This is a genomic window from Acinetobacter sp. MYb10, from assembly GCF_002980175.2.
Classification (GTDB): Bacteria; Pseudomonadota; Gammaproteobacteria; order Pseudomonadales; family Moraxellaceae; genus Acinetobacter; species Acinetobacter guillouiae.
This window is the reverse complement of the sequence record NZ_CP058272.1, coordinates 1,544,752-1,568,410: the sequence shown is the minus strand read 5'-3', so window position 1 is coordinate 1,568,410 and position 23,659 is coordinate 1,544,752. Positions and strand designations below refer to the sequence as shown.

At 37.9% G+C, this 23,659-nt stretch carries 24 protein-coding genes and 2 tRNA genes; 11 read left to right on the top strand and 15 right to left on the bottom strand.

Annotation, left to right across the window (positions count from 1 at the left end; translation table 11 throughout):
- Window positions 1–29: 29 nt before the first annotated feature.
- The 3 genes from CQZ96_RS07315 to map all read right to left on the bottom strand — a co-directional run bounded on the left by CQZ96_RS07315 (window position 30) and on the right by map (window position 3,592).
- The gene (locus tag CQZ96_RS07315; RefSeq protein WP_105714536.1) at window positions 30–1,256 is read right to left on the bottom strand and encodes an MFS transporter; all 1,227 of its coding nucleotides are present in this window, start codon (window positions 1,254–1,256) and stop codon (window positions 30–32) included.
- Between the two features lie 129 nt (window positions 1,257–1,385).
- A complete protein-coding gene (locus tag CQZ96_RS07310) occupies window positions 1,386–2,435 on the bottom strand; it encodes an OmpW family outer membrane protein (protein WP_004722031.1) in 1,050 nt (349 codons plus the stop codon).
- 329 nt (window positions 2,436–2,764) lie between these two features.
- Window positions 2,765–3,592 carry a type I methionyl aminopeptidase gene (gene map, locus CQZ96_RS07305; RefSeq protein WP_004722029.1) on the bottom strand — a complete coding sequence of 276 codons (828 nt, stop codon included), beginning with the start codon at window positions 3,590–3,592 and terminating at the stop codon, window positions 2,765–2,767.
- Between the two features lie 219 nt (window positions 3,593–3,811).
- On the opposite strand from map, the gene rpsB reads away from it, so the two are divergent.
- The 6 genes from rpsB (at window position 3,812) to CQZ96_RS07275 (ending at window position 8,428) form a co-directional block, all read left to right on the top strand.
- On the top strand, window positions 3,812–4,564 hold the full coding sequence (gene rpsB, locus CQZ96_RS07300; protein ID WP_004722027.1) for a 30S ribosomal protein S2: 753 nt from the start codon (window positions 3,812–3,814) through the stop codon (window positions 4,562–4,564).
- Window positions 4,565–4,703: 139 nt separating this feature from the next.
- A complete protein-coding gene (gene tsf, locus CQZ96_RS07295; RefSeq protein WP_004722025.1) occupies window positions 4,704–5,579 on the top strand; it encodes a translation elongation factor Ts in 876 nt (291 codons plus the stop codon).
- A gap of 158 nt (window positions 5,580–5,737) precedes the next feature.
- Complete coding sequence (locus tag CQZ96_RS07290; RefSeq protein ID WP_105714535.1) at window positions 5,738–6,298, top strand: DUF3465 domain-containing protein; 561 nt, start codon at window positions 5,738–5,740, stop codon at window positions 6,296–6,298.
- 129 nt (window positions 6,299–6,427) lie between these two features.
- Window positions 6,428–7,249 carry an AraC family transcriptional regulator gene (locus tag CQZ96_RS07285; RefSeq protein WP_004722023.1) on the top strand — a complete coding sequence of 274 codons (822 nt, stop codon included), beginning with the start codon at window positions 6,428–6,430 and terminating at the stop codon, window positions 7,247–7,249.
- Between the two features lie 121 nt (window positions 7,250–7,370).
- On the top strand, window positions 7,371–8,117 hold the full coding sequence (locus CQZ96_RS07280; protein WP_105714534.1) for an AzlC family ABC transporter permease: 747 nt from the start codon (window positions 7,371–7,373) through the stop codon (window positions 8,115–8,117).
- Window positions 8,114–8,428 carry an AzlD domain-containing protein gene (locus CQZ96_RS07275; RefSeq protein ID WP_056516140.1) on the top strand — a complete coding sequence of 105 codons (315 nt, stop codon included), beginning with the start codon at window positions 8,114–8,116 and terminating at the stop codon, window positions 8,426–8,428. The genes CQZ96_RS07280 and CQZ96_RS07275 overlap by 4 nt, the downstream gene beginning before the upstream one ends.
- Before the next feature lie 50 nt (window positions 8,429–8,478).
- Here the strand turns inward: CQZ96_RS07275 and CQZ96_RS07270 are convergent, their stop codons facing one another.
- The 11 genes from CQZ96_RS07270 to CQZ96_RS07220 form a co-directional block, all read right to left on the bottom strand.
- Window positions 8,479–8,925 (bottom strand): DUF962 domain-containing protein, encoded by a 447-nt coding sequence (locus CQZ96_RS07270; protein WP_105714533.1) that lies wholly within the window; start codon window positions 8,923–8,925, stop codon window positions 8,479–8,481.
- A gap of 117 nt (window positions 8,926–9,042) precedes the next feature.
- On the bottom strand, window positions 9,043–9,813 hold the full coding sequence (locus tag CQZ96_RS07265) for a DUF4850 domain-containing protein (protein WP_105714532.1): 771 nt from the start codon (window positions 9,811–9,813) through the stop codon (window positions 9,043–9,045).
- A gap of 28 nt (window positions 9,814–9,841) precedes the next feature.
- Window positions 9,842–11,629, bottom strand: coding sequence for an amidohydrolase (locus tag CQZ96_RS07260; protein ID WP_105714531.1), 1,788 nt, complete (start codon window positions 11,627–11,629; stop codon window positions 9,842–9,844).
- A gap of 187 nt (window positions 11,630–11,816) precedes the next feature.
- Window positions 11,817–12,980 (bottom strand): MFS transporter, encoded by a 1,164-nt coding sequence (locus CQZ96_RS07255; RefSeq protein WP_105714530.1) that lies wholly within the window; start codon window positions 12,978–12,980, stop codon window positions 11,817–11,819.
- 217 nt (window positions 12,981–13,197) lie between these two features.
- Window positions 13,198–13,809 (bottom strand): septal ring lytic transglycosylase RlpA family protein, encoded by a 612-nt coding sequence (locus tag CQZ96_RS07250; protein ID WP_004722011.1) that lies wholly within the window; start codon window positions 13,807–13,809, stop codon window positions 13,198–13,200.
- A 285-nt stretch (window positions 13,810–14,094) separates the two neighbouring features.
- Window positions 14,095–15,096 carry a lytic murein transglycosylase B gene (gene mltB / locus CQZ96_RS07245; RefSeq protein ID WP_004820018.1) on the bottom strand — a complete coding sequence of 334 codons (1,002 nt, stop codon included), beginning with the start codon at window positions 15,094–15,096 and terminating at the stop codon, window positions 14,095–14,097.
- A 33-nt stretch (window positions 15,097–15,129) separates the two neighbouring features.
- Entirely contained in the window at window positions 15,130–16,272 is a 1,143-nt protein-coding gene (rodA, locus tag CQZ96_RS07240) for a rod shape-determining protein RodA (protein WP_004722007.1), read from the bottom strand.
- A gap of 344 nt (window positions 16,273–16,616) precedes the next feature.
- Window positions 16,617–17,267, bottom strand: coding sequence for a hypothetical protein (locus CQZ96_RS07235; protein ID WP_105714529.1), 651 nt, complete (start codon window positions 17,265–17,267; stop codon window positions 16,617–16,619).
- A 17-nt stretch (window positions 17,268–17,284) separates the two neighbouring features.
- Window positions 17,285–18,109, bottom strand: coding sequence for an NADPH-dependent 7-cyano-7-deazaguanine reductase QueF (gene queF / locus CQZ96_RS07230; RefSeq protein ID WP_105714528.1), 825 nt, complete (start codon window positions 18,107–18,109; stop codon window positions 17,285–17,287).
- A complete protein-coding gene (locus CQZ96_RS07225; RefSeq protein ID WP_004820027.1) occupies window positions 18,109–18,882 on the bottom strand; it encodes an ABC transporter permease in 774 nt (257 codons plus the stop codon). Before CQZ96_RS07225 ends, queF begins: the two co-directional genes overlap by 1 nt.
- A complete protein-coding gene (locus CQZ96_RS07220) occupies window positions 18,879–19,814 on the bottom strand; it encodes an ABC transporter ATP-binding protein (RefSeq protein WP_105714527.1) in 936 nt (311 codons plus the stop codon). The genes CQZ96_RS07225 and CQZ96_RS07220 overlap by 4 nt, the downstream gene beginning before the upstream one ends.
- Window positions 19,815–20,001: 187 nt before the next feature.
- On the opposite strand from CQZ96_RS07220, the gene CQZ96_RS07215 reads away from it, so the two are divergent.
- A tRNA-Arg gene (locus CQZ96_RS07215) sits at window positions 20,002–20,077 on the top strand.
- A 616-nt stretch (window positions 20,078–20,693) separates the two neighbouring features.
- Complete coding sequence (locus tag CQZ96_RS07210) at window positions 20,694–21,389, top strand: metallophosphoesterase (RefSeq protein WP_105714526.1); 696 nt, start codon at window positions 20,694–20,696, stop codon at window positions 21,387–21,389.
- Between the two features lie 258 nt (window positions 21,390–21,647).
- On the opposite strand, the gene CQZ96_RS07205 is transcribed toward CQZ96_RS07210, so the two are convergent.
- Window positions 21,648–21,845 carry a hypothetical protein gene (locus CQZ96_RS07205; RefSeq protein WP_105714525.1) on the bottom strand — a complete coding sequence of 66 codons (198 nt, stop codon included), beginning with the start codon at window positions 21,843–21,845 and terminating at the stop codon, window positions 21,648–21,650.
- A gap of 181 nt (window positions 21,846–22,026) precedes the next feature.
- On the opposite strand from CQZ96_RS07205, the gene CQZ96_RS07200 reads away from it, so the two are divergent.
- From CQZ96_RS07200 to CQZ96_RS07190, 3 genes are all read left to right on the top strand, one after another.
- The gene (locus tag CQZ96_RS07200) at window positions 22,027–22,305 is read left to right on the top strand and encodes a hypothetical protein (protein WP_105714524.1); all 279 of its coding nucleotides are present in this window, start codon (window positions 22,027–22,029) and stop codon (window positions 22,303–22,305) included.
- Between the two features lie 181 nt (window positions 22,306–22,486).
- The gene (locus CQZ96_RS07195) at window positions 22,487–22,708 is read left to right on the top strand and encodes a hypothetical protein (protein ID WP_004721994.1); all 222 of its coding nucleotides are present in this window, start codon (window positions 22,487–22,489) and stop codon (window positions 22,706–22,708) included.
- Window positions 22,709–23,506: 798 nt separating this feature from the next.
- Window positions 23,507–23,583: transfer RNA gene (locus CQZ96_RS07190), tRNA-Met, on the top strand.
- The last annotated feature ends 76 nt before the right edge of the window (window positions 23,584–23,659 follow it).

Sequence of the window (23,659 nt, the reverse complement as noted above, 5' to 3'; positions counted from 1 at the left end):
AGATACTGAGCTTGAACCACGAGAATGAGTTAGTCATTAACCACAGCCTCTTCATTAACAAAGAAATGCACAATAACACCGACTATACACAAGGCAATTGAGCATCCCCAAATGATGTTGTAGTTACCCGTTATATCATGATTTAAACCGCCTAGCCATCCACCAAAAAAAGAACCGATTTGGTGAGTGAAAAACACCAGACCGCTTAGCATGGTTAAGTATTTCACACCAAACATATTGGCCACAATACCATTGGTTAGGGGTACAGTCGAAAGCCATAAGATCCCCATAACGATACCAAAGGCGTAAACAGTCCAAATACTTAAAGGCAGCATGAGAAAGGCAACAATCGCAATGCCACGTAAACCATATAAACCCATAAGCAGATGCGGTTTGGAATACTTACCACCAAGCCAACCAGCGGTATAGGTTCCGATAATATTAAATAGACCAACCAATGCGAGAAAGATCGTTCCTGTGGAGGCATCAAAACCATGATCAATCAAATAACCCGGCAGGTGAATGCCTAAAAAAACCACTTGGAACCCACACACTGAGAAACCAAAGGCCAACCATAAAAAGGGTTTATGCTGAAAGGCAATTTTAAGAATCTGTTTAAAGCTTAAATTGGGTTTTATCGCTTGTTTAATTGCATTTGGCGGTACATACATAGGAGCTTTAAGCATCCATGCCAATGGAACAATCAACACGATGAGGATTGCTGTAATGACCAGCGCAGATGACCAGCCGAAGTTTTTAATGAGAAGCAGGGTGGTTGGCAACATAATGAATTGCCCAAATGAACCTGCTGCACTGGCAATACCCATTGCCATACTACGCTTGCTTGGATGCGCTGCTCGTCCTACGGCTGAAAGTAATACCGAGAATGATGTTGCAGAGAGAGCTAAGCCGATAATTAAGCCAACACTGATATCCAGTAACAGCACATTTGAACTGATAGACATTAACAATAGGCCAATGGTGTAGAGCACCCCGCCTATCGCAACAATCTTCTTACTTCCATACCTATCTGCAAGCGCACCAGTAAAAGGTTGTACTGCGCCCCAGAATAGATTTTGTATGGCAATGGCTAAACTAAAAACCTGATGACTCCAACCAAACTCATGGCTCATGGGTACAAGATAAAGCCCAAAACCGTGACGTACACCTAAAGAGAGTGCCAGAATAAAAGCACTTCCAATAAGCATATAAATGAGTGGTTTAGAGAAACGCGTGTCGTCCTGTTGTACTGACATAAGCTATCCATTGAATCATCATATGAGAATTGTAGATGATTCAATGGGACTTAGCGATAGAATAAAAATTTATCAATCGATAAATTTTAGTGATCAGTCAGCACAATTTAATGAAAATAAATTTAGCTTTTAGAAGCGATAACCCACACCAACATAAGTAATCAGAGGATCAATATCAATTTTGGTTTTGGCTGTGACAAGTTGTTTGTTGGTATTTGAGTCTGAAATGGTAATGGTCGCATCACTACTCATTGGTGCATAAGTGACAGAGCCTACTCCAAACCAGCGATCATTAAAATCATAGGTTGCACCCAGTGTTGCCATTGGTGCCCAAGCATCATCTGCTTCTACTTTAACTACAGGATTTGCAGATGATTTTTTGCCATCTAGTGCTGCTCCAGCCTGTCCATCTAATACGTTCTGGATCATGTGACCTGCTGCAATCAGATCGTCTTTTACGCCATTATCGACTTTTAGGTGAGTAAAATGTGCATACATGACACCTACACCAACATAAGGCCGAAGTTTATTTACACCAGATTTACCAAATTGATAATGTAGTTCTGCCGCTGGCAACCAAGCAGTTGCAGATGCTGCTTTTGAATGTTTTGTTAAATCAGTAATTGCAATATCTTTTTTCAAGTCAATACTGCCAAGTGGTGTAGAATCTTTACCGGTCAATGGTGCATAGATTTGGCCTTTGCCTTCTATCTCAACTTTAGGCGGAACACCTGCTTTAAACTCTAATGAAAGATTATCAGTGAAGTAGTAATTTCCCATCAGACCAAAAGTATCAACATCTTTTGCTGTTAGACCAGTGCCTTCAGAGGTCCAACTGGATAGACCATTGACTGTGGCTGTGCCCGTTAAAGCGCCAGGAATCGTGTCACCCAAAAGGCCGATTGCGCCATAAAGAAAAGGATTGGATTCTTTAACTGCTGCGTCTAAAACTGCTTTTTTAGAAATATCACCTACTTTAGATTGTGTTCCTTCTGCAACGGCAGTATTCACTTTGATAGGATTAGCGTTACCCTGTGGCATTGCATGTAGCCAACCTGCTGAAACAGAAAAGCGTTTAAATCCATCACCATCTTTCAGACTAAAATAAGGTGAATCTGCATGCGCCATCATGGGTAAAGTCATGCATGAGGTCATGATGCAAAGTAATGATTTTTTCATAGGTTTGGACTCCATGTCCGTAATTGATACTAATTTTTATGCGTTTTTATTATTAGAAGTTTTTGCTGTTAATTAATGTAGTCTTTACAAAGGCTTTTTTTAAGTGAATGTTCTTTTTTTAATGTTTTATTTATCATAAGTTTATAAATGTAATACAACTGTAATCATGTTGTCATGATATTACATGCTAAAAATAGGTCATGGTCTCGGTTAAAAATAATGATAAAACATTGACTTGGCAGACAAGGGAAAACTCAAGCCATAAAAAAAGGCCATATAAATATGACCTTTTGTTAAGCAGCATAAGTCATTTTAGTCAATGACTTTCGTTATTTTTGAAAACGAGATAGATCTTCTTCAGGGCGTGCGGTTAAAACTTCTACACCGTCTTTGGTCACCAGCAGGGTATGTTCATATTGAGCTGAAAGACTATGGTCTTTGGTCACCACCGTCCATTTATCACCCATTAAACGTGTTTGCCAAACACCAGCGTTGACCATCGGCTCAATGGTAAAGGTCATGCCTTCTTCCAAAACCATGCCTGAATTAGGTTGACCATAGTGAAGGACTTGAGGCTCATCATGGAATACCGTACCAATACCATGACCACAGTATTCACGCACTACACTAAAGCGTTCTGATTCAACATATTTTTGAATCGCTGCGCCGATATCACCAATGGTTGAGCCCGGTTTCACCGTTTCCATACCACGGTACATTGCTTCTTGAGCAACTTTACATAAACGTTCAGCAATAATCGATGTTTCACCACCAACCACATACATCATATTGGTATCGCCGTGATAACCATCTTTAATCACAGTGACATCAATATTGAGAATATCGCCTTTCTTTAAAATTTTACTCGCAGATGGAATGCCGTGACATACCACATGATTTACAGAAGTACAAATCACATGTTGGAATGCAGGGCGACCAGGCGCAGCACCATAACCTAAACATGCAGGTATAGCGTCTTGTTTGTTGACAATATAGTCATGACAAATCGTATCCAATTCAAGTGTACTAACACCTGGTTTGATATGCGGTTTGATCATATCCAAAACTTCTGCAGCCAATCGACCTGCAACACGCATCTTTTCAATTTCATCTGCGGTTTTGATTAATCGACGTGGTGCTTCGTAAGTACTGTTCATGATCTTTAAAAACTTTTGGAAATTTGTATGTGACTATGGTATAAATAGCCGCCCAATTTATCAAATGCTTTCTGTGACTTTCTTTGTGAATGGTTTATGGAAATATTGATAAGGGTAATTTAAAAATCCGCACATATGTCGTCACATTACTCTGGGTGCCTGAAAGGGTGGAGAATGCGGACATATGGAGGCCTAACCCAAACTTTTAAGGTAAAGAAAATGGCAGATTACAACGTAAGCATGCGCGACCTTCTTCAAGCTGGCGCGCACTTTGGTCACCAAACTCGCTTCTGGAACCCAAAAATGCGTCAATACATTTTTGGTGCGCGTAACCGTATTCACATCATCAACCTTGAACATACTGTTCCTGCGTTAAATGATGCTTTGAATTTTGTTAACAATCTAGCAAGCAAAAAGAACAAAGTATTGTTCGTTGGTACAAAACGTGCTGCTTCTAACATCATTCGTGAACAAGCTCAACGCGCTGGTCAGCCTTATGTTGATCACCGTTGGTTGGGTGGTATGTTGACTAACTGGAAAACTCTTCGTCAGTCAATCAACCGTTTGAAAGATCTTCAAACTCAATCACAAGATGGTACTTTTGCTAAACTTACTAAACGTGAAGCATTAGAACGCGCTCGTGAAATGGAAAAACTTGAACGCTCTTTAGGCGGTGTTAAGAACATGGGTGGTTTACCTGACGCATTGTTCATCATCGACGTTGATCACGAAGCAATCGCGATTAAAGAAGCTAAAAACCTTGGTATTCCAGTAATCGGTATCGTTGATACAAACTCTAACCCAGATAACGTAGATTTCGTTATTCCTGGTAATGACGATGCGATCCGTGCTGTTACACTTTATGCTTCTGCAATGGCTGATGCAATTCTTGCTGGTAAAGAATACGCTCAAACTCAAGCGAATGCTCAAGCTAAAGGCGAAGAAGCTGCGAAAGAAGCTCCTGAGGCTTAATGCGTTTTGACGCAAGCTTGTCATTTTTGTGATTTAAAATGATGACAAATTGAGCGTCGAGAAAGCAAAGCGGCCCAGAGGAACCTTTGGGCCGTTTTTGTTGAACAGATTCATATTCTACCGTATTTAGGAGAACAACATGACTGCAGTTACTGCGAGCATGGTAAAAGAATTACGTGACCGTACTGGTCTTGCAATGATGGAATGCAAAAAAGCATTAACAGAAGCAGACGGTGACATCGAATTAGCGATTGATAATCTTCGTAAATCAGGTCAAGCAAAAGCAGCTAAAAAAGCTGGTAACATTGCTGCTGATGGCGCGATCACAATTGCTCAAGAAGGTAATAAAGCAATTCTTTTAGAAGTAAACTGTCAAACTGACTTCGTTGCGAAAGACGAAAACTTTGCTGGTTTCTCTGCGAAAGTTGCTGCTGCTGCACTTGCTGCTGGTGTAACTGATGCTGCTCAAATTGCTGAATTGAAACTTGAAGATGGTTCAACTGTTGAAGAAGCTCGTATTGCGCTTGTTCAAAAAATCGGTGAAAACATCCAAGTTCGTCGTGCTGCAATTGTTGAAGGTGAAAACCTTGCAGTTTACAAACACGGTTTAAAAATCGGTGTTGTTGTTTCTTACACAGGTTCTGCTGAAACTGGTAAAGGTATTGCAATGCACGTTGCTGCGTTCAACCCAGTTGCTGTAACTGCTGAAGATGTTTCTGCTGATCTTATCGCGAAAGAGAAAGAAATTGCTGAAGCTAAAGCGATTGAATCTGGTAAGCCAGCAAACATCGTTGAAAAAATGGTGACTGGTTCAGTTGAAAAATACTTGAACGAAGTTGTTCTTGAGCGTCAACAATACGTAATCGACAACGACAAAAAAGTTGCTGAAGTATTGAAAGCGACTGCAACAACTGTAGCTCAATTCGTTCGCTTCGAAGTGGGTGAAGGTATTGAGAAGAAAGCTGAAATGAGCTTTGCAGAAGAAGTTGCGGCTGCTCAAGCGGCTGCTAAATAATTTTTACTCACTGAGTATAATTATTGAAAACCCCTCCTTAGAGGGGTTTTTTTTTGTCTGTAATTTAATTGAAGTAGATTCAGAAGAATTAATTCATACATATCTAAAAGATTATTCTTTTATAATTCCACAATGAACATTGATTAGACTCAAACTTTATGGCAAATAAAACTCAACTTGGTATTGGTGCTGTAATCGCAGTGATCGTCGCAGCTTATCTAGGTGTTGATCTTAATCAACAAAAAAATCAAGCAACTGAATCCTCTAAAGTTGAATCGATCGATCAGCAAAACAATCATTCACAAGACAATACACAGCATGTGAATGAGCAAAGTAAAGATAACCAATTTAACGATAAGCCGTCTGCCAATAGTCAAAATCAAAATGGTCTTGAGGTTATTCGAAAAGCCTATGATGCAAAACTCAGTAATGTTCAAGTACAGTCCATAGGTCGAGTAAAAGCTGTGTTGCGTGATGATAATGAAGGTTCACGTCATCAAAAATTTATTCTTGCACTGGATAATGGCTTAACTGTACTGGTTGCGCATAATATTGATTTAGCACCACGCATAGATAATTTACGTAAAGGTGATACTGTCGAATTTTTTGGCGAGTATGAATATAGTAATCAAGGTGGTGTAATGCATTGGACACACCATGATCCAAACCGTCGTCATCAAGATGGTTGGCTAAAACATAATGGAAAAACCTATCAGTAATCTATTGGTTATTTTCTTAGGTGCACAAAAGATTAGGTCTTGTTTAAACGTATAGATAGCAATTTTGTTCTATACGCTTTTTATAAACATGCTATTTTTAAATTATTATCAAAAGTCTGAATAGAAAAAATGCAGGAGTGGGCAAGCTACTTTCACCTAAAAGAATTGGGTGGATTAGAATTGTTAAAAGCACAGTATCACCATAAGCAATTTTCAAAGCATGTGCATGAAGGTTATTGTATTGGTGTGATTGAAGATGGTGCACAGAGTTTTTATCGGACTGGGCAGTTACATACAGCACCGAAGGGTGACATTATATTAGTCAATGCTGATGAAATTCATACAGGTTCATCTGCTGTCGAGTCAGGCTGGAAATATCGTGCAATTTATCCAACGCCAGAAATGTTGTTAGATGCAGGGCAAGATTTTTTTAGTGTTAAAAATAGCGTACCGTGGTTCCCACAAGCAGTTGTGCAAGATGTTGGATTGGCACAGCAACTCTGTTTACTTTTTGATTTATTAGAACAAAAAGAAAATACTTTACTGAAAGAGAGTATGTATTTATCCACTTTAGCTCGCTTAATCAGTCGCTATGGTCGTGCCAAATTAACACCTGCTGAATTACCAGAAGCACAACGGAAAGTTGAAATAGTTAAAGATTTATTAAGCAGCTTCCCTGAGCATGATTATTCGCTCACTGATTTGGCGACATATGTAGGATTAAGCCCTTGGCATTTTTTACGTGAATTTAAAAAATATACGGGCTTACCACCGCATAGTTGGTTGGTTCAGGTCCGTTTACAGAAAGCGCGCCAATTATTAAAACAAGGTCAGAGTATTGCAATGACTGCCCAAAATAGTGGTTTTTCAGATCAAAGTCATTTTAATCGACATTTTAAAAAAGCAGTCGGGGTTACGCCTTCTCAATATTTAAGTACCTTAAATATTTAATAAATGTATTCGGAAATAACCATTTAAACGCTCACAACCCCTCACTAAATAGCAATTTCATCCAAGCGATCACTGAGCATTTATAAGATACTGATTAAATTCTTAGATTTGGATTTTGCAAATGAGTGATCAATTTGAATCTTATACTGCTGAGATTGCGCCGAAGTCTAAGCAAAATAAAAAGGCTTTTTTCCAAGGTGTGGTCGATATTTTACCTTTATCTATCGCCGTACTGCCTTGGGGTATTCTGGCTGGCTCAATGGCAATCAATGCTGGATTAAGCTTTGCACAAGCATTCTCAATGTCCGCTGTTGTATTTGCAGGTGCAGCACAGTTGGTAAGTTTAGGTTTAGTCATGTCACATGCATCTGCCTTGACGATTATGATTACGGTATTTTTCTTAACCAGTCAGCATTTAATTTATGCGCTTAATTTTCGTCAAGATGTCAGTCGTTTTCCGTTTAAGCAACGTATATTAATTGGCTTCTTGCTGACAGATGAACTGTTTGCTGTCGGCATTGGCAAAGATAAACAGCGCAGCTTTGCTTATTTGTTTGGTGCTGGGCTGTGTTTTTATTTGGCTTGGTGCCTATTTAGTGTGTTGGGTATTGTACTGGCTAAATCAATTCCAAATTTAGAAAGCTTACATTTAGATTTTTCAATTGTTGCGGTATTTATTTTGATTATTGTGCCGATGGTGAAAAATAGCGCAACTTTGGTAGGCGTTATGTGTACCTTACTATCTGCCTGTATTTTTAAATATTTTCAATTTGAAGGGGACATTGTGCTATCCGGGATTTTGGGGATGTTTAGTGCGATGTGTACGGCAAAGATCGTCGGAGTAAAAAATATAGGCGTAGCAAAATGACATGGACTTTATTGTTAACTTTGGCAGGCATTGTATTGATTAACCGTTACTTTTTCTTGGAACCTAAAATCGCCCTGAAATTACCTCGTGTGATTGGAAATATGTTGCAGTATTCAGCACCATGTTTGCTGACTGCAATTTGTGCACCAATTGTATTTTTTAATGGAGACCAATTCCGTGCATTGCCTTTGGATGCCTATTTTTTGACAGCAATGATCTGTGTTGTTTTAGCACTTATTTCTAAGAAAATTCTAGTCAATTTAGCTTTAAGTTTATTGTGCTTTTACGGGTTATTTTATCTGTTAAATTGAAAAAAATGGAGGAAAAAGCCGAATTGGATTTTCCCTCTGTTTTATTTGCGCTAAAAAGCCAGTTTCTGGCGTGTTTTCCATTTGGGTAGTACTTTACCAAGATAGGCATCCATACACCATACAGGGCCAATGAGGAGGAATTGAAGGTCTTTAAAGAAAGAAGGCTTTTTACCCTCGACTTTGTGACCATAAAATTGACCAATCCAAGCCAAAATAAACACCCCAATATAGAAACCAACACCAACAGGAAGTAAGTAAATGATCCATGCCATGACTGCAATTAATGCGCTCATTGCTACAGCAAGAACAATATCCAAACGGGCATAGAAAACCAAGGTAAGAACCAGAAGTAGTGCGGTAAGCAAAGCACTAAAATGTGCAAGAATCCCAATGATGGCAAATAAAATCGCGGGAACACAAGCCCAATGGATGGCTTTATTGGTTTTGTTTTGATGACTTTCGCTATATTCATCAAACCATTCGGTGATTGTTTTCATTTGGCGCTCCATGCATGTGGTTGGCTATATTTATTTTGCTGAAAACAATATAAATCAGAATAATGTTTTGGTCAAAATACCGGCTTTAAATAAAACCCAGTGCTGGTCAGGGGGATTTCAATGTGTGGCCTGATAGAAATTTAAAATATCACGTGCCCAGCTTTGGTGTTCTTGTTTAACTGTAACTTTGATTTCCTGAAAATTGGTGACATCGTTGCCATCACTTTCATCGGCATAATAGGCGATCCCATGTGTTTTGTTGGGATAGTTGGGAATTTGATAGCTAAAATACACTTTATTTTTATTGGCTTTGACGATCTTTAGCAGACGATTTTTATCTTCAATGGCACCAAATTCATTGTCTAAACTGAGTTTTTTGACATTGGGGAAATATAAACTTGCGTTATGCGTGGCACAGCCAACACAAGCGGAAGAATTATAAATGGTGATGACTTCATCTTTTTTACGGCTTGCCAGCACAGCATACGCAACGCCAGAAGGTCCCATATCCGTGCTGATCACTTGCCATGATAGGGGGACAAGTACAGGACCAATACCCGGCAGTAAGATGATTTTAAAGTTTTTTGCTTGAGTCGCAGATAATGTATAACTGAACTGACATTTCACTTGCTGGGTATTGTTGATCTTACAGACGGCATCATCTTTGTAGAATCCTGTATCGTTAAAAGGATTGGGAATTGCAGCAATATAGGTATCCACTGTTACATTATTGATGAGTGTAGCTGCGGGAAGTTTTTCAAGTTGGTGTTGTGGGTGAGGTGCTTGGTTGGTTTTTAGATCAGGAAAAGTGGCTTTGAAAATAGCGATATCTCCATAAGCAAAACCACTTAGGCCCAATAGTATGATTAAAAATTTCGAATTGAGCATGTTCTATCTCTACATCCCTTACTGATCCTTATTGGGGACTTTGATAAATCAATTGACCTTCTTTATAAGTTGCCAATATTTTGATGTCTTTAATCTTTTGAGTGGGCACTTTTAATGGGTCTTGATCTATCACCACAAGATCCGCTAATTTGCCTTTTTCTAAGGTGCCTTTGTCTTTTTCTTCAAAGTATTGGTATGCAGCCCAATCTGTGACTGATTTTAATGCAATATAAGGACTGACTTTTTGATCCTCACCTAATACATCTCCAGAACGGGTGGTACGATTGACGGTTGCATCAATCACCATCATATTTTTAGGAGGGATGACTGGAGCATCATGGTGTTCAGTAAAAATCATATTTTTTCTTAATGCTGAACCTGTTGGAGAAATTCGGTTGGCACGTTCTGCACCGAGTGTTTCGTGTTTATGCCAATCGCCCCAGTAATAAGTATGTAATGAGAAGAACGAAGGAATAAGCCCTAATTTCTTGGCTTGATCTAATTGATCCTCACGCATGGTTTGCGCATGAATAATCACATTGCGGCGATCTGCTTGGCCATATTGTGCATTGGCTGTTTCAATAGTTGCGAGATATTGGTCAATTGCAGCATCACCATTGGCATGTGCAAGAATTTGCCAATGGTTCTTATAAGCCAGATTAATTGCATCTTGAACCATTTTTGTATCTGGGTAGGCTGGATAACCACGATAGTCTTTAGGTTTTCCCTCTGGTGGGATGAAGTAAGGCTGCGTTAGCCATGCGGTTTTGCCTTGTGGGGAGCCATCTAGACTGATTTTAACGCCACCAATTCTAAAATGATTTTGATAATTGAGACTACTGCCATTTTTCAGCATGTATTCTTTTTCATTGATGATATCTGGATAAACCACGACATCAATATTCAATTGATTGATGGCCGCAAAACTTCGCCATAATTCAGCTGTACCATGATCAGCACGACCTTCTTGTACAGTGGTATAGCCATTTTTGATATAGGTATTCAGTGCTGTTTTTGCCATATTTTGCATGATTTCAGGTGGAACTTTACTAAATGCAGTTGCCATTGCTGAAAAAACAGCAGCTTCTTCAAGTACACCATTTGGCTCTTGAGAATTTGCTTTACGGCGAATAATACCGCCAGTTGGATTTGGGGTATTTTTATTGATGTTTAAAAGTTCAAGAGCCTTATGATTTACAGAGGCTAAGTGTCCTGACTGATGTAAAACAATAATTGGGTGATTGGTGGAAACCAAATCTAAATCATCTGCTGTAGGATGTCGTTTTTCTTTAATTTGGGCGTCATCATAACCATTTCCAATAATCCAGCCTGAGGTTGCTTTGATAAAGTCTGGATTGTTTTGTTGCCATAGTGAAAGTTCATGAATCAATGATGCAATATCTGAAACATTACCATCGGGCGTAGGGTAGAGATTTGCCACAGTTTGCTGTAGACCTACACTATTTAAATGGCTATGTGCATCAATAAAACCAGGCAGCAGGGTATGACTGTTTAAGTTAACCTCTTGGGTATTTTTTTGTTTTAATTTTTGCGCTTGTTTTAAATCACCTGCAAAGACAATTCTTCCATCCTTGACCACTAGCGCTTCGACATAATGAGGTGACATGCCTTGCATGGTTAAAATTGAGCCACCGTAAAATAGCGTATTTGTTTGTGTCAATGTTGCAAGATCAGCAGGGGTATTCGTGTTTGTTGGAGATACTGTGGTACAGCCAGTAAGCGAGCCGATACCAATTACGCAAATGATGGGTACAATTGCACGGACAAGTTTTGATGGGCTACTGATTTGAAACATGAATAATCCCCAATTTTGTTTTATTAAATATTGCTCAAAACAGATGAATTGAATTGTTTATTTTATTCAACCTAGCAAAGATTTTGATCTGCGTATAGGTTTGATATGTGTTTAAAAAATGATAAGTGTTTTTGCATTTGAGCAATGATCTTGATTCATCCTAAACGATTTTTTATTTATATACAGCCTAAATAAATCTTTTTCTAAAATAAATCACAGATAACAGTGCCAGTGCTAAACCAATAAATGAGGGACCATAACCGATAGGAGCAGCAAGTAAGCCAACAATCACAGCTCCTGCTACAGCCCCACCATAATTAAAAATATTCACCCGTGCGATAATTTCATCGCGTCGATTTTCATCTAGACGACCTGCTGCTGAAAATGTCAGCGGGACTAATGCGCCTACCGCAACACCAGCCAGTGCAAAACCAGCAATGACAATCGCCAATGAATGCCCTAAGCCAGCTATGGCACAGCCTGTTGCACCAATCAGCGTTGTGATGAATGCAACCCATGCAGCGCTTTTAAATTTTAAAAGATAATCTAGACTTAAACGTGTGAGTAAAATACCCATTTGGTAAGCGGCATAACCCAATGGTGCGACTGTGGCTGAGCTTGCTAAAATATCTTTAAGATAAATTGAACTCCACGTGCTGATTGCTGAGTCGACAGTAAAGGCGATGAGAATGATCACACCAAAAATAAGCAATTGTTTATGCGGAATTGGTGATCGTTGTTGAGGGTGTAGGGCAGCATTTTCTTTTTGTTGAAATAACCACCGTTTTGACACTTGCGATGTAATCAAACACATCATGACAGCAATGCACAATGCCGCTGTTGCCCCAAGTGTGGTTGAGACTGTCGCGGACATGATTAACGCACCAAGGAAAGCAGCAGCGGTATAACAGGCAAAAAAACCGCCTAAGGCGCTTTTTCCAAGTTTTTGTTCCATCATGACAGCTTGCATATTCAATGCAGCATCTAAACATCCAAGTCCAAGCCCATAAAGTAAAAAACTAGCGACCATGATCATGGCACTGGGACTAAATGCTGCAATTGCAATACCGATGGCTTCAAATAGCAAGCCGATAACAATAGCCAGCCTTGAACCTAGTTTTACAGCGAGTCGATCTGCCAAAATAGAACCCAGTGCTGCTGCAATACAGACGCCAAGGATAATAATCGACAGTTGATCATCTGAAAGTCTGAATCGACTTTTAATTGTGGGAAGCGCAGTCATGACGCTGGCATAACCCAAGCCTTGCGTGGCAAAACCAAGTGCGATTACTTTTTGGGTTTTGCTGAGGGGGGTATGCGCGAAGTTTGGCGTTTTGCTGTTCACGTCCATGCATGGCTCACTTTTTTACTTTTAGAATTTAAACTTCGGTTTTCGTTTTCTGTTTAGTGATACATCCTGTATCGACTCGCATTTTATTTTATCTGGAATGCATTGAAAGAAAAGGGGCACAACTGGAAAGTTAAGGGGGCAATTCGGACATCTGTATTTTTATTTTTGCAATAAAAAAGCCACTGGAAAGTAGCTTTTGTTAAATGCATGCAGTGATTTACGAGTTTGGACCATCTACGCGTTCAATATTAACGCGTGCTGTTCCTGAATTTGTAATACCTAAACGCTTAGCAGCGCCGTAAGAGAGGTCAAGTACACGGTTACCATGGAAAGGACCACGATCGTTGACTTTAACCACTACGCTTTTACCATTGTCTTTATTGGTTACGCGAATAAAGCAGTTTAATGGCAAGCTACGGTGTGCAGCAGTCAAATCATTCATATCGAATGTATCACCGCTTGCGGTTTTACGGCCGTGGAACTGACGACCGTACCAAGATGCAACACCAGTTTGGCTAAATTTGCGAACTGTGTTTGAAGCAACTTCATTAAGTTTATCAATTACTGAAGGCTCATCTTCAGGAACTTGAATCTTTGCTGCAATAGTTTGACGACGGACTTGATCGCCAGAACGTTCAGTAATTGACAAACTGTTTAGGTTTGAAAAATGAGAGTTGAAATTTGTTGAATCTTTGCTAATCACACGAGAAGCTAGACTCGAACTATCCGAATCATTGTTTAAGTATGATGACTGAACCATTTCTGAGTTGACCTGCGTCATACTCAGACCCATGGTCAGGGCCATCATATATTTTAGTGAAGCATGCATCGTTTAACTCCTTGGAACCTCAATTTTAACTTTCTAAGTCGCTGAAAATTAACCATAGAGGTCTGTAAATTCACTTGTGCAACTGCATTTAACGGAAAGGATAATATTCAAGCTGGAATAAATGTGTCTAGCATTATTTAAGAAACAGTTACAAAAAGGACAAATTCTTACAGGTTTTGATTAAAAAATAACCAATATTGTAACAAGGTATGAAAAAAGTATTAAATGTGATCAAATTAACATAAAAAAATCTTGACTTATTTATTGTTTAGGAAATTGCAAGTCTTAACGACTTACAATTTCGGTGCCTAAAAGCCATAAAGCGGTGGCATACATACGGCTTCTATTATATGTCGTAATCACTTGAAAATTAGGATAAGTAATATAATAAATAGGGCCATTGCTGTCCTGTAATTGAATCACATTAACCAAATCTAAGTCATCAATTTTGACGATTGGATTTAATGGAGAAATCCCTAAATTTTTAAGTGATCCATAGGGAACAGGCTGAGTTAAATCTTTTGCAATAACTGCTTCAGGATTGTTCCCTGTATAACGCGCTAAAAACGCAATAGGGCGGTCACGCTGCCAGCCATGTTGAGCCAGATAGTTGGCAATCGAACCAATCGCATCGACCGCAGAGTTACGTAAGTCAACATGACCATTTCCATCGTAGTCCACGCCAAATTTAGACACATTACTTGGCATAAATTGCGGATAACCTACTGCACCTGCATAAGACCCAACAATCGAATTGGTCGGAACGCCATCTTTATATGACCATGCAATTAAAGCACCCAACTCATCTTGGAAATATTGCGCACGGCGAGGATAACCAAAACCGAGGGTTGCAAGTGCATCACGGGTGATAAAGGAGCCCTTATTTGAACCATAACCTGTTTCGACCCCTAGAATGCCTAGGATGATTGCTTGAGGCACCCCAAACTGCTGTTCTGCGCGATTTAGCGTATCTGCATATTGTTGTTTAAAACGCACACCACGTTGGATGGTGCCTTCAGCTAAAAAATTAGTTTTGTACTGATACCAAGGCTTACTTTCACCTGGTCGTTCCATAATGCTGATGATATTGGGCAAATTGCGTGAGCCATTCATTGCCCAATCAATTTGTTCGCTACTTAAACCATAAGTTTGCATGGTTTTGGCTTTAAAATTATTGTATTCAGGGTTGCTGGCAAAATCATTGGCTTGGCAGAAACTGGTCAGTGAAAATGCAGCTGCACAAAAAGTGATGTTTTTAACTTTCTGTAAAAGCCCAAAAGTAAACATAGGTTATATTTCCTAATTATTTATGATAAAAAATTAACGATGTGTATGTATAGACATCACAATGCCAAAAGTGGCCATTAAAGTAATAATTGCAGTACCACCATAACTCATAAAAGGTAATGGCACACCGACTACAGGTAAAATACCACTGACCATGCCCGCATTTACAAATACATAAACAAAAAATGACAAAGCAAAAGTACCAGCAACCAAGCGCCCAAAATTATGGAAGCATTGTAAACTCATTTGAAAGGTTCTAAAGATAATACAAAAGTAAATGATGATCAGAAGTAGGATACCAATCAGACCGAATTCTTCAGAAAATGCGGCAATAATAAAGTCAGTATGGCCTTCAGGTAAAAAATGTAAGTGCGATTGAGTACCTTCCAAATAACCTTTACCCATAAAGCCACCCGAACCAATCGCTGTTTTAGACTGAATGATGTTCCAGCCTGTGCCTAAGGCATCGGCTTCTGGATTAAATAAAGTTAAAACACGTTGTCGTTGATAGTCATGTAGTAGAAATTCCCAAGCGACTGGAATTACTACTGCAACAGCACTCACGGCACCTAAAATCATTTTCCAAGAAAGACCACTCAGAAATAGCACAAAAATCCCACTGGCCAAGATGAGCAATGATGTGCCTAAATCGGGTTGTTCTGCAATCAGGATAAAAGGAATGCCGATCATGATCAGTGATAAAAACACATTTTTAAAACTAGGTGGTAGAGGATTACGGGATAAAAACCATGCAATCATCAATGGCATACCAATTTTTAAAAACTCACTGGGTTGCACACTGCCAAAACCAGGAATCCCTATCCAGCGTTGAGCACCCATGCGAACCTCACCAAAGACTTTCACAGCGACTAAGCAGACCAGTCCGAAGAGATAAAAGTAGGGGGCAAAAGCTTGATAAACTTTAGGGGGAATTTGGGCTAAACCACACATGACGAGAAAACCGATACCAAAGCTCATGGCTTGTTTGGAAACCAGCCCCATATCTTGAGCAGACGCACTATAAAGGACAGTTAAACCGAGCATCGCGTTTAAAATTAGAAATAAGCTCAACCAAGGGTCAATATGGAGTTTTTGCCAGCGTGAGGGGATCATGGCAGTACTCAGACCATCACGAGGAGATTGACGTAAAAATTTATATTGAGAGCTTGGTGCCATTGGTCTATTTTGTGCGGGAAATGTGTTTTGCGCATGCTATCACAATCCCCTCCGAAGGCAATGAATATCAATACTTTGCAACAAAATTATGACCTGAATTTTGTGATTATTTTGAGGTTGAAATATTTAAATTAGAAAATAGTGGGTTAAATAGATTGAATTAAATGGTTTTGAATTTGAAAAGGTCTTAGAAGGATCTAGGGATAGTATTTTATAATGATTTTAAGTTTATGAATTTAATGGTTAATTATTATCCTTAAAAGCATAGCTCTGTAACTTTATAAAAAATGCCCTTACGAAGAAGGGCATTTTTTATATTTAAAAATCCAATCGAATTTTAACGATCAATTAAAAAATAAAGTATCGTAATATTCTGCAACAGCTGTGATTTCATCTTTATTTAAATTTGGAATCAACTTATCAATTGCCATATGCACTGCTTTGCCTACAGCAGACGCGCCAATATCCGCAGCTTTACGTTTGATCATACCCAAATCCAGCGTTTTATTAAAATCACGCATAAAATGGTTAATCGTCGCATCTGAGAATTGTTTGAATTGTTCAGACAATACAGCGCGATTTACATCCCCATTTGCTTGAACTTCAGCAAAACTATTTTTGAGATTGGTGACTAAACTTGAGTCTAAATTCACACCCACACGGAATTGACCTTGTGGATCTTTAAATAGACTACGTTCTGAAAACTCTACAGACTGACGAACCACATCATTGTCTGCTTTACTTAATAATTGTTTAAGTAACACAGCAACAGTCGATTTGACATAGCCTGCTAATTTTTCAGCAGTATCTCGTTTGTCACTTGCAGGGAAGCGACGAACAAGTTCAATCAAAAGCGTATCAATAATTTCTTCATTAATGAGTAAGGCAGTTTGATCACGTAAAGGGTAAAGTGGTTCGTTAGAGTTTTTTTTCTCAATACCGGTCTGAATGTTCTTTAATAGTTCTTCAGAAGGTACAAAACCAAAAAAAGGCATGTTTTCAACCTCAATGTTTATTGTCGCGCCAATCGAATTGGGCTTGGCATCCATGATTCATCAGATACACGACATGGGTTAATATCTAAACCGCCACGACGTGTATATGTTGCATACACCATCAGCTTTTCAGGTTTTAAATTTTGCCAAATATCTGCAAAGATTTGTTCCACGCATTGTTCGTGAAAACCGTTATGCTGACGATACGAGATAATATAAGCTAAAATACTACGATAACAAGGTTTTTTACCTTGGTATCGGATAAAAACAGTTCCCCAATCTGGTTGTCCAGTCACAGGGCAATTGCTTCTCAATAAGTGTGAATACAGTTGAATTTCAATGCTTTCACCGTGTTGTGTATTTTCTTGATCAAAGGCCAAAAGGCTTGCATCTGGATGATTGACCAGCTGGTCAGGTTCTTGATCATCAATACAAATACCCGTTGGTTTGCTAATCTCTAAATCATCAACTTGAAATAAAGTTAGCGTCACTGGGGCTTGTGCAGCAGCAGATAAGTCTTTTTCTACGGTATTGATAAAAGCTTGATGAGAATCAAACTGGGTAAAGTTCATACTATTAAAGTAGAGCTTTAACGACTTCGATTCAATCAAATTTGCTGATGTTGCAGGGAGCGCAATACGCCCAATCGCAACTTGCGGGATTCCTTTGACATTTAGCCAAGAAATTTCGAATACATGCCACCAATCTTGACCTTTATATATACCCGCTACATCCGCATATTGCTCACGTGCTTGTGCACGCGCGATTGGGAAAAGAATTTCGGGTTGATAGGTAGTTGGGTAATCGGTTTCTTTACCCAATAAAGATTTTTCAACAGACATTATTCACGCATTCCTGAACCACGAGAAAGTAAATAGTAGGCAATTGCATAAAGTACGCCACAGAAAAGGGTCACGATAAGTAAAGACAATGAAACATTGACATCACTATGACCTAAAATTCCGAAACGGAAAGCATTGACCATATATACAATCGGGTTAATTAAAGACAGATTTTGCCAAAATGGACTTAAAGCACTAATCGAATAAAACACACCGCCTAAGTAGGTGAGGGGTGTTAATACAAAGGTTGGGATAATCGAAATATCATCAAACGATTTTGCATATACAGCATTGATAAAACCACCTAAAGAGAACAGTAGCGAGGTAATAATAACGGTATATATCGTGACGAAAATATTATGGATATAAAGGTCTGTAAAGAACAAACTCATTGCAGTGACAATTGCCCCAACAAGAACGCCACGGGCAACACCACCAATCACATAACCACACAAGACCATATGTAATGGAACTGGACTCATGATCAGCTCTTCGATGCTTTTTTGGAATTTAGCACTAAAGAAACTTGAAGACACATTGGCATAACTGTTTGTAATCACCGCCATCATGATGAGACCTGGCACGATGAATTGCATATAGCTAAATCCACCCATTTGCCCAATACGAGAACCGACCAAATTACCAAAAATCACAAAGTACAAGCTCATGGTGATCGCAGGCGGTAATAAGGTCTGCGGCCAAATTCGCATAAAGCGGCGGATTTCTTTTTGAACTAATGTATAGAGCGCAATACGTAGTTGAGTAAAATTCATTCTGCAACTCCTTCAAGATTTTTCTCAACCAGTTTCACAAATAACTCTTCAAGACGATTTGATTTATTGCGCATACTGCGAACACGAATGCCTTGCGCTTCTAAAAGCTGGAATAAATCATTTAAAGAATGCGCTTTATCCATTGTGACTTCTAAGGTCATTGGGTCAATCAGATTAAACTTCACACCAATGATATCAATCACGATCGGTTCAATCGGATTTTCTAAATCGAAAATAAAAGATTCTTCACTCAATTGGTTTAAGAATGCTTTCATCGATGTATCTTCTTTGATAACACCACGGTCAATAATCGCAATCTGACGACAAAGCATTTCTGCTTCTTCTAAGTAGTGTGTGGTTAAAATGATCGAGGTGCCTTTTTCATTCATTTCTGTAAGAAAATCCCACATTGAACGGCGTAACTCGATGTCTACACCTGCAGTGGGTTCATCTAAAATCAAAAGTTTAGGTTCATGCATCATGGCACGCGCAATCATTAAACGGCGTTTCATACCACCAGACAACATGCGCCCCTGAGTATTACGCTTATCCCATAAACCTAATTTTTCTAAATATTCTTCAGCACGTTGTTGTGCAATTTTAGGCGGAATGCCGTAATAACCTGCTTGAGTAACTAAGATGTCGAAGATTTTTTCAAATTGACCGAAGTTAAATTCTTGAGGAACGACACCTAGACATTGCTTAGCATGAGAAGGGTGGGTATCTAAATCATGACCAAAAATTTCCACAGTACCCGAGGTTTTCCGTGCCAAGGAACTGATAATACTGATTGTTGTCGATTTACCAGCGCCATTTGGTCCTAAAAGTGCATAAAACTCTCCTTCTGGAACAGTCAAATTGATTCCTTTGAGAGCTTGGAATCCATTTCTATAGGTTTTAGATAAATCTCTTAACGTCAGAGCATCAGTCATGAAATTCTCACTTGGTTTATGGAGTGTGTATTGTGAGCGATCTTTTTAAATAAACCAAGTAAGTTAGGAGGAATTCTGCATTGCAAATATGCAACATTGCTTAAAGCATGAGCATCAATCAAAAGAGTTGTTTTATAAATGCTTTACCTCGCGTTTTTTTTTGTTATGATGTGCCTTCTCAATTTAAGCGCCCATAGCTTAACTGGATAGAGTGCAGGTTTCCGAAGCCTGTGGAGTGGGTTCGAGTCCCGCTGGGCGTACCATCTTGCTGTTCCAATTTGTCTCAATAACACCTATATTAAAGACATTGATAGAATTTATTGTCTCATTTCATCGTATGATGTATGTCCACTGCTCAATTTTTAACGGTACTTTATACGGTATACCGCAAAATCCAATAAAAATGTACCCTCAAAATGGCTAAACTCGTTGTAAGTCTCACAGACACAAAGATAAAAGCTGAAATTTCAACTCATAAGAAAAATCTAGAAAAGCAAAAAAATGATAGCCGTAGTGGATACCTTTATAGATGATTCAATTAGAAGATATTGTTATTTTGACTATATAAGAATCAGACTTATCAAAAAGCATGCAATTCTAAGTATTCATATTTCTCCAAACTAACGCTACTGGTGATGTAAAGCATTCAATATAGGTCTGATTCATTTCCAGCCAATGTATTTATAAATCTATTAAAAGCCTGCTTAACCTCAAGTAAATGCGTTATTACAGAAAACAAAAATTGATGTATAGCTCATATTAATTAGCCAAAGCTATGTAAACAAAAATATTTATACATCAATGCGGTGTACAACAAAACAATTATACAGATAGGGCATTGCAGTAAATGGTTGAAAATCCGCTTAAGAGGACAGCGTCATGAACTTAGTCAAAATTTGGAATAAGACAATCAAAGGTAAGCTCTACGTAGTTGGCGATATTCATGGTTGTTACGACTTGCTGATGAGTCGCTTGATTGAGATAGGCTTTAACTTTGAAAACGATTTATTGGTTGCTGTTGGTGATCTGGTTGATCGTGGTATTCAAAATATTGAGTGTGTGAATTTAATCGATCAACCTTGGTTTACTTCAATTCGAGGGAATCATGAGGACTTATGTATTAAAAGTTTGTTTAATGATTCCTTTCGCCGTTGCCATATCGCCAATGGGGGAGAGTGGTTTTACGATTTGGATGCTCAAACTCAACATAAAATTATAAACAAATTTAAGCAACTACCGATTGCACTTGAAGTAACACATAACGGTCGTAAGTTTGGCTTTGTACATGGACATATTGAGCAAAATGATTGGGAGTTGTTTAAGCATAATCTTGATGATTTTGATGCTATCAGATATGCAATTGAAGCTAAGCGATTACCTACAGAAGCTGCAATGTGGGGTAGAGAACGCTTTGATTTAGAGAATCTGAAATATACTAAAGTTCAAGCTGTGGATATGGTCATCATGGGGCATACCGTCACAAAAATGCCTATCAAGCGAGATAATTGCTACTACATTGATACAGGTGCAGTGTATTGGGGTAGCATGACAATTTTAGACTTGAGTAAGGTTTAAGAGGGATTAGAATCAACATCACCATGAAAGTTATGAATTGATCAATATAAGCCATTGATGGGGGACTATTTGTAATTTTGAAAATTGAAAAAATATAAAAGTAATTTGAACACTAAAAAGAGAACTGATCTTTTGGAAATGCTTTAAATAGAGTTGCTTTGTTGGTGAAGTTTTTATAGCCAACCACTCGATAAGATCGATCCTAAAAAGCATAAATTAGCAGCCAAATATAAGCTACTAAAGCATTACAAGTGTTCATTAAATCACTTGTAATGCTTTGATTAAAAATGTATTTATAAGTTTTTTATTTTCTTTTCTACCTTTATATTGAGTATTTTTCACCAATTGTAAGCAAGCTATAGCACTTGTTATATATTGCCACTGACAAATAAAATCAAACCCTAGTAAAATAGTAGGTATTCCTTTTATCACCGAATCATCGGTTTTTGCCTGCATTCTTTCCCCAAAGATGCAGGTTTTTTTTGCCTTAGTTTTTAAATTATTTATAGCATAGACTTAGTGGACTACTTTTTTAATAAAATCCTTAAGCTGTTAAGGATTTAGAATTTTGCTCAAAGTTCATAAAATAGAGCTGAATGCGGTAGTATAGTGATTAACGACAAGAGTAATCATTACGATGAATGAAACCTTTACATATTTGTATACCCACGTGGGTATATTTGGGGCCTTACCTACACATAAAGTGTTTACAAGTGATAAGAGTGATAAAACAAAATTAATTTTTGCTGATAATACATTTGTTTACAGTTTGATTTCTTCTTGGACTTTAAGTAACTCGGATTTTGATAGTGGAAAAGCGACATGGAAAGAAGAACCAGCAGATTATTTGGAAAATGAAATAAAAAAATTAGCGATTTATAAAGCGAATCATCCCTTATTTATCACTGAATCATAAGTTTATGTAGTGACTAGAGTTAAGTCACCGATGTTTTAAGGATTGATGAAAGATATAGCAAAATATTGAAGAATACCTTACAAAGATATGAGGCATTTTTGATCGCTTAATTTTTCTTAATTCGCCAAAAAAATGTCATAAATGAGTGCTATATTGAATAAAACAATTGAGGGCAGCCAACATGGGTATTAATCTAAAAGAACTCAATAAGCAAATTGATGATTTTAAAGAAATTAAGGATCCACAAAGATTAATTATAGGTTATAAAACTTATTCTAAATTAATGAAAGAGAATAAGTTTTTAGATAAAATCAGCAAAGATGCAAATGACCCAATGATTAGATATTATAAAGAGATAAAGATAAAAATAGTCACAGAAAAGCATTTTTTTGAGATTGAGTAGATGATTAAGCAATATAAGTTGAAATAGGTTGTAAATAATGAAGTTTATGGTGAGGCGCTTAAAGCGTCTTTTTTACGCCAAAAATTGCTATATATAGTTAAACTATAATGCTCTAAAAGATATTTATAAGGTAAGAGGTATTTATAAGGAGGAGAGTAGCTGTAATTATCATAAAATGTTTTACTATTTATGCTCATTATAGAGTCTTAGATTTTAAAGTGATTTATTTATATTCATGTTAATGATTGAAAAATTCACGTTATTAGTGTATAAAAAAGCAACAACAATAAAATAAGGGTGATTACATGATATCTAAATCTATAAACATCGCATTCTTCTTTTCTATGTTTATTGTTCTTACTTTGCTTATACATTTATTTGGTAATATCCCTTCTGGGGTATGGGTGTATAAGTAAATACAAATGGATCTAAAAGCTCATCAAAAGGTGGGCTTTTATGAGTTTTGATGTGTTGAAATATATTGAAAATAAATTTCCTATCATGCTACTGATCTTTATGTTGATAGGTGCTTAAGGATATTTTGTTATTTAGCAACTTGGATCATGGCATAGAGATTAGCGATGTTTGGTGTTTAATATGATGTTGTGGATTTAGCGAAAGAGATTCAATCTAATCAATCCGAAATTTTCTGTTTCTATATTTATCTAAGCACACTTGAAAACAATGCATAAAGTATAAATATTGTGTGAATAGGATAATTAAGTGGATCTTTTAGGTATATATATTGAATAAAGGTTGTATTACTTGCCTTTAAGGCGTATAAAGTCACTTCGTTGATGCGGGATGGAGCAGTCTGGTAGCTCGTCGGGCTCATAACCCGAAGGTCGTTGGTTCAAATCCAGCTCCCGCTACCAACGAAAAAAGATTCAAAGTTTATAGCCTAGTTTGCTTCATGCTTACTAGGTTTTTTTATGCTTAAAATTTATTGGA

Bases quoted from the DNA above. Each gene is read 5' to 3' on its own strand.
- CQZ96_RS07315 (WP_105714536.1), bottom strand. From the start codon at position 1,256: ATGTCAGTACAACAGGACGACACGCGTTTCTCTAAACCACTCATTTAT.
- CQZ96_RS07310 (WP_004722031.1), bottom strand. From the start codon at position 2,435: ATGAAAAAATCATTACTTTGCATCATGACCTCATGCATGACTTTACCC.
- map (WP_004722029.1), bottom strand. From the start codon at position 3,592: ATGAACAGTACTTACGAAGCACCACGTCGATTAATCAAAACCGCAGAT.
- rpsB (WP_004722027.1), top strand. From the start codon at position 3,812: ATGGCAGATTACAACGTAAGCATGCGCGACCTTCTTCAAGCTGGCGCG.
- tsf (WP_004722025.1), top strand. From the start codon at position 4,704: ATGACTGCAGTTACTGCGAGCATGGTAAAAGAATTACGTGACCGTACT.
- CQZ96_RS07290 (WP_105714535.1), top strand. From the start codon at position 5,738: ATGGCAAATAAAACTCAACTTGGTATTGGTGCTGTAATCGCAGTGATC.
- CQZ96_RS07285 (WP_004722023.1), top strand. From the start codon at position 6,428: ATGCAGGAGTGGGCAAGCTACTTTCACCTAAAAGAATTGGGTGGATTA.
- CQZ96_RS07280 (WP_105714534.1), top strand. From the start codon at position 7,371: ATGAGTGATCAATTTGAATCTTATACTGCTGAGATTGCGCCGAAGTCT.
- CQZ96_RS07275 (WP_056516140.1), top strand. From the start codon at position 8,114: ATGACATGGACTTTATTGTTAACTTTGGCAGGCATTGTATTGATTAAC.
- CQZ96_RS07270 (WP_105714533.1), bottom strand. From the start codon at position 8,925: ATGAAAACAATCACCGAATGGTTTGATGAATATAGCGAAAGTCATCAA.
- CQZ96_RS07265 (WP_105714532.1), bottom strand. From the start codon at position 9,813: ATGCTCAATTCGAAATTTTTAATCATACTATTGGGCCTAAGTGGTTTT.
- CQZ96_RS07260 (WP_105714531.1), bottom strand. From the start codon at position 11,629: ATGTTTCAAATCAGTAGCCCATCAAAACTTGTCCGTGCAATTGTACCC.
- CQZ96_RS07255 (WP_105714530.1), bottom strand. From the start codon at position 12,980: ATGGACGTGAACAGCAAAACGCCAAACTTCGCGCATACCCCCCTCAGC.
- CQZ96_RS07250 (WP_004722011.1), bottom strand. From the start codon at position 13,809: ATGCATGCTTCACTAAAATATATGATGGCCCTGACCATGGGTCTGAGT.
- mltB (WP_004820018.1), bottom strand. From the start codon at position 15,096: ATGTTTACTTTTGGGCTTTTACAGAAAGTTAAAAACATCACTTTTTGT.
- rodA (WP_004722007.1), bottom strand. From the start codon at position 16,272: ATGGCACCAAGCTCTCAATATAAATTTTTACGTCAATCTCCTCGTGAT.
- CQZ96_RS07235 (WP_105714529.1), bottom strand. From the start codon at position 17,267: ATGCCTTTTTTTGGTTTTGTACCTTCTGAAGAACTATTAAAGAACATT.
- queF (WP_105714528.1), bottom strand. From the start codon at position 18,109: ATGTCTGTTGAAAAATCTTTATTGGGTAAAGAAACCGATTACCCAACT.
- CQZ96_RS07225 (WP_004820027.1), bottom strand. From the start codon at position 18,882: ATGAATTTTACTCAACTACGTATTGCGCTCTATACATTAGTTCAAAAA.
- CQZ96_RS07220 (WP_105714527.1), bottom strand. From the start codon at position 19,814: ATGACTGATGCTCTGACGTTAAGAGATTTATCTAAAACCTATAGAAAT.
- CQZ96_RS07210 (WP_105714526.1), top strand. From the start codon at position 20,694: ATGAACTTAGTCAAAATTTGGAATAAGACAATCAAAGGTAAGCTCTAC.
- CQZ96_RS07205 (WP_105714525.1), bottom strand. From the start codon at position 21,845: ATGCAGGCAAAAACCGATGATTCGGTGATAAAAGGAATACCTACTATT.
- CQZ96_RS07200 (WP_105714524.1), top strand. From the start codon at position 22,027: ATGAATGAAACCTTTACATATTTGTATACCCACGTGGGTATATTTGGG.
- CQZ96_RS07195 (WP_004721994.1), top strand. From the start codon at position 22,487: ATGGGTATTAATCTAAAAGAACTCAATAAGCAAATTGATGATTTTAAA.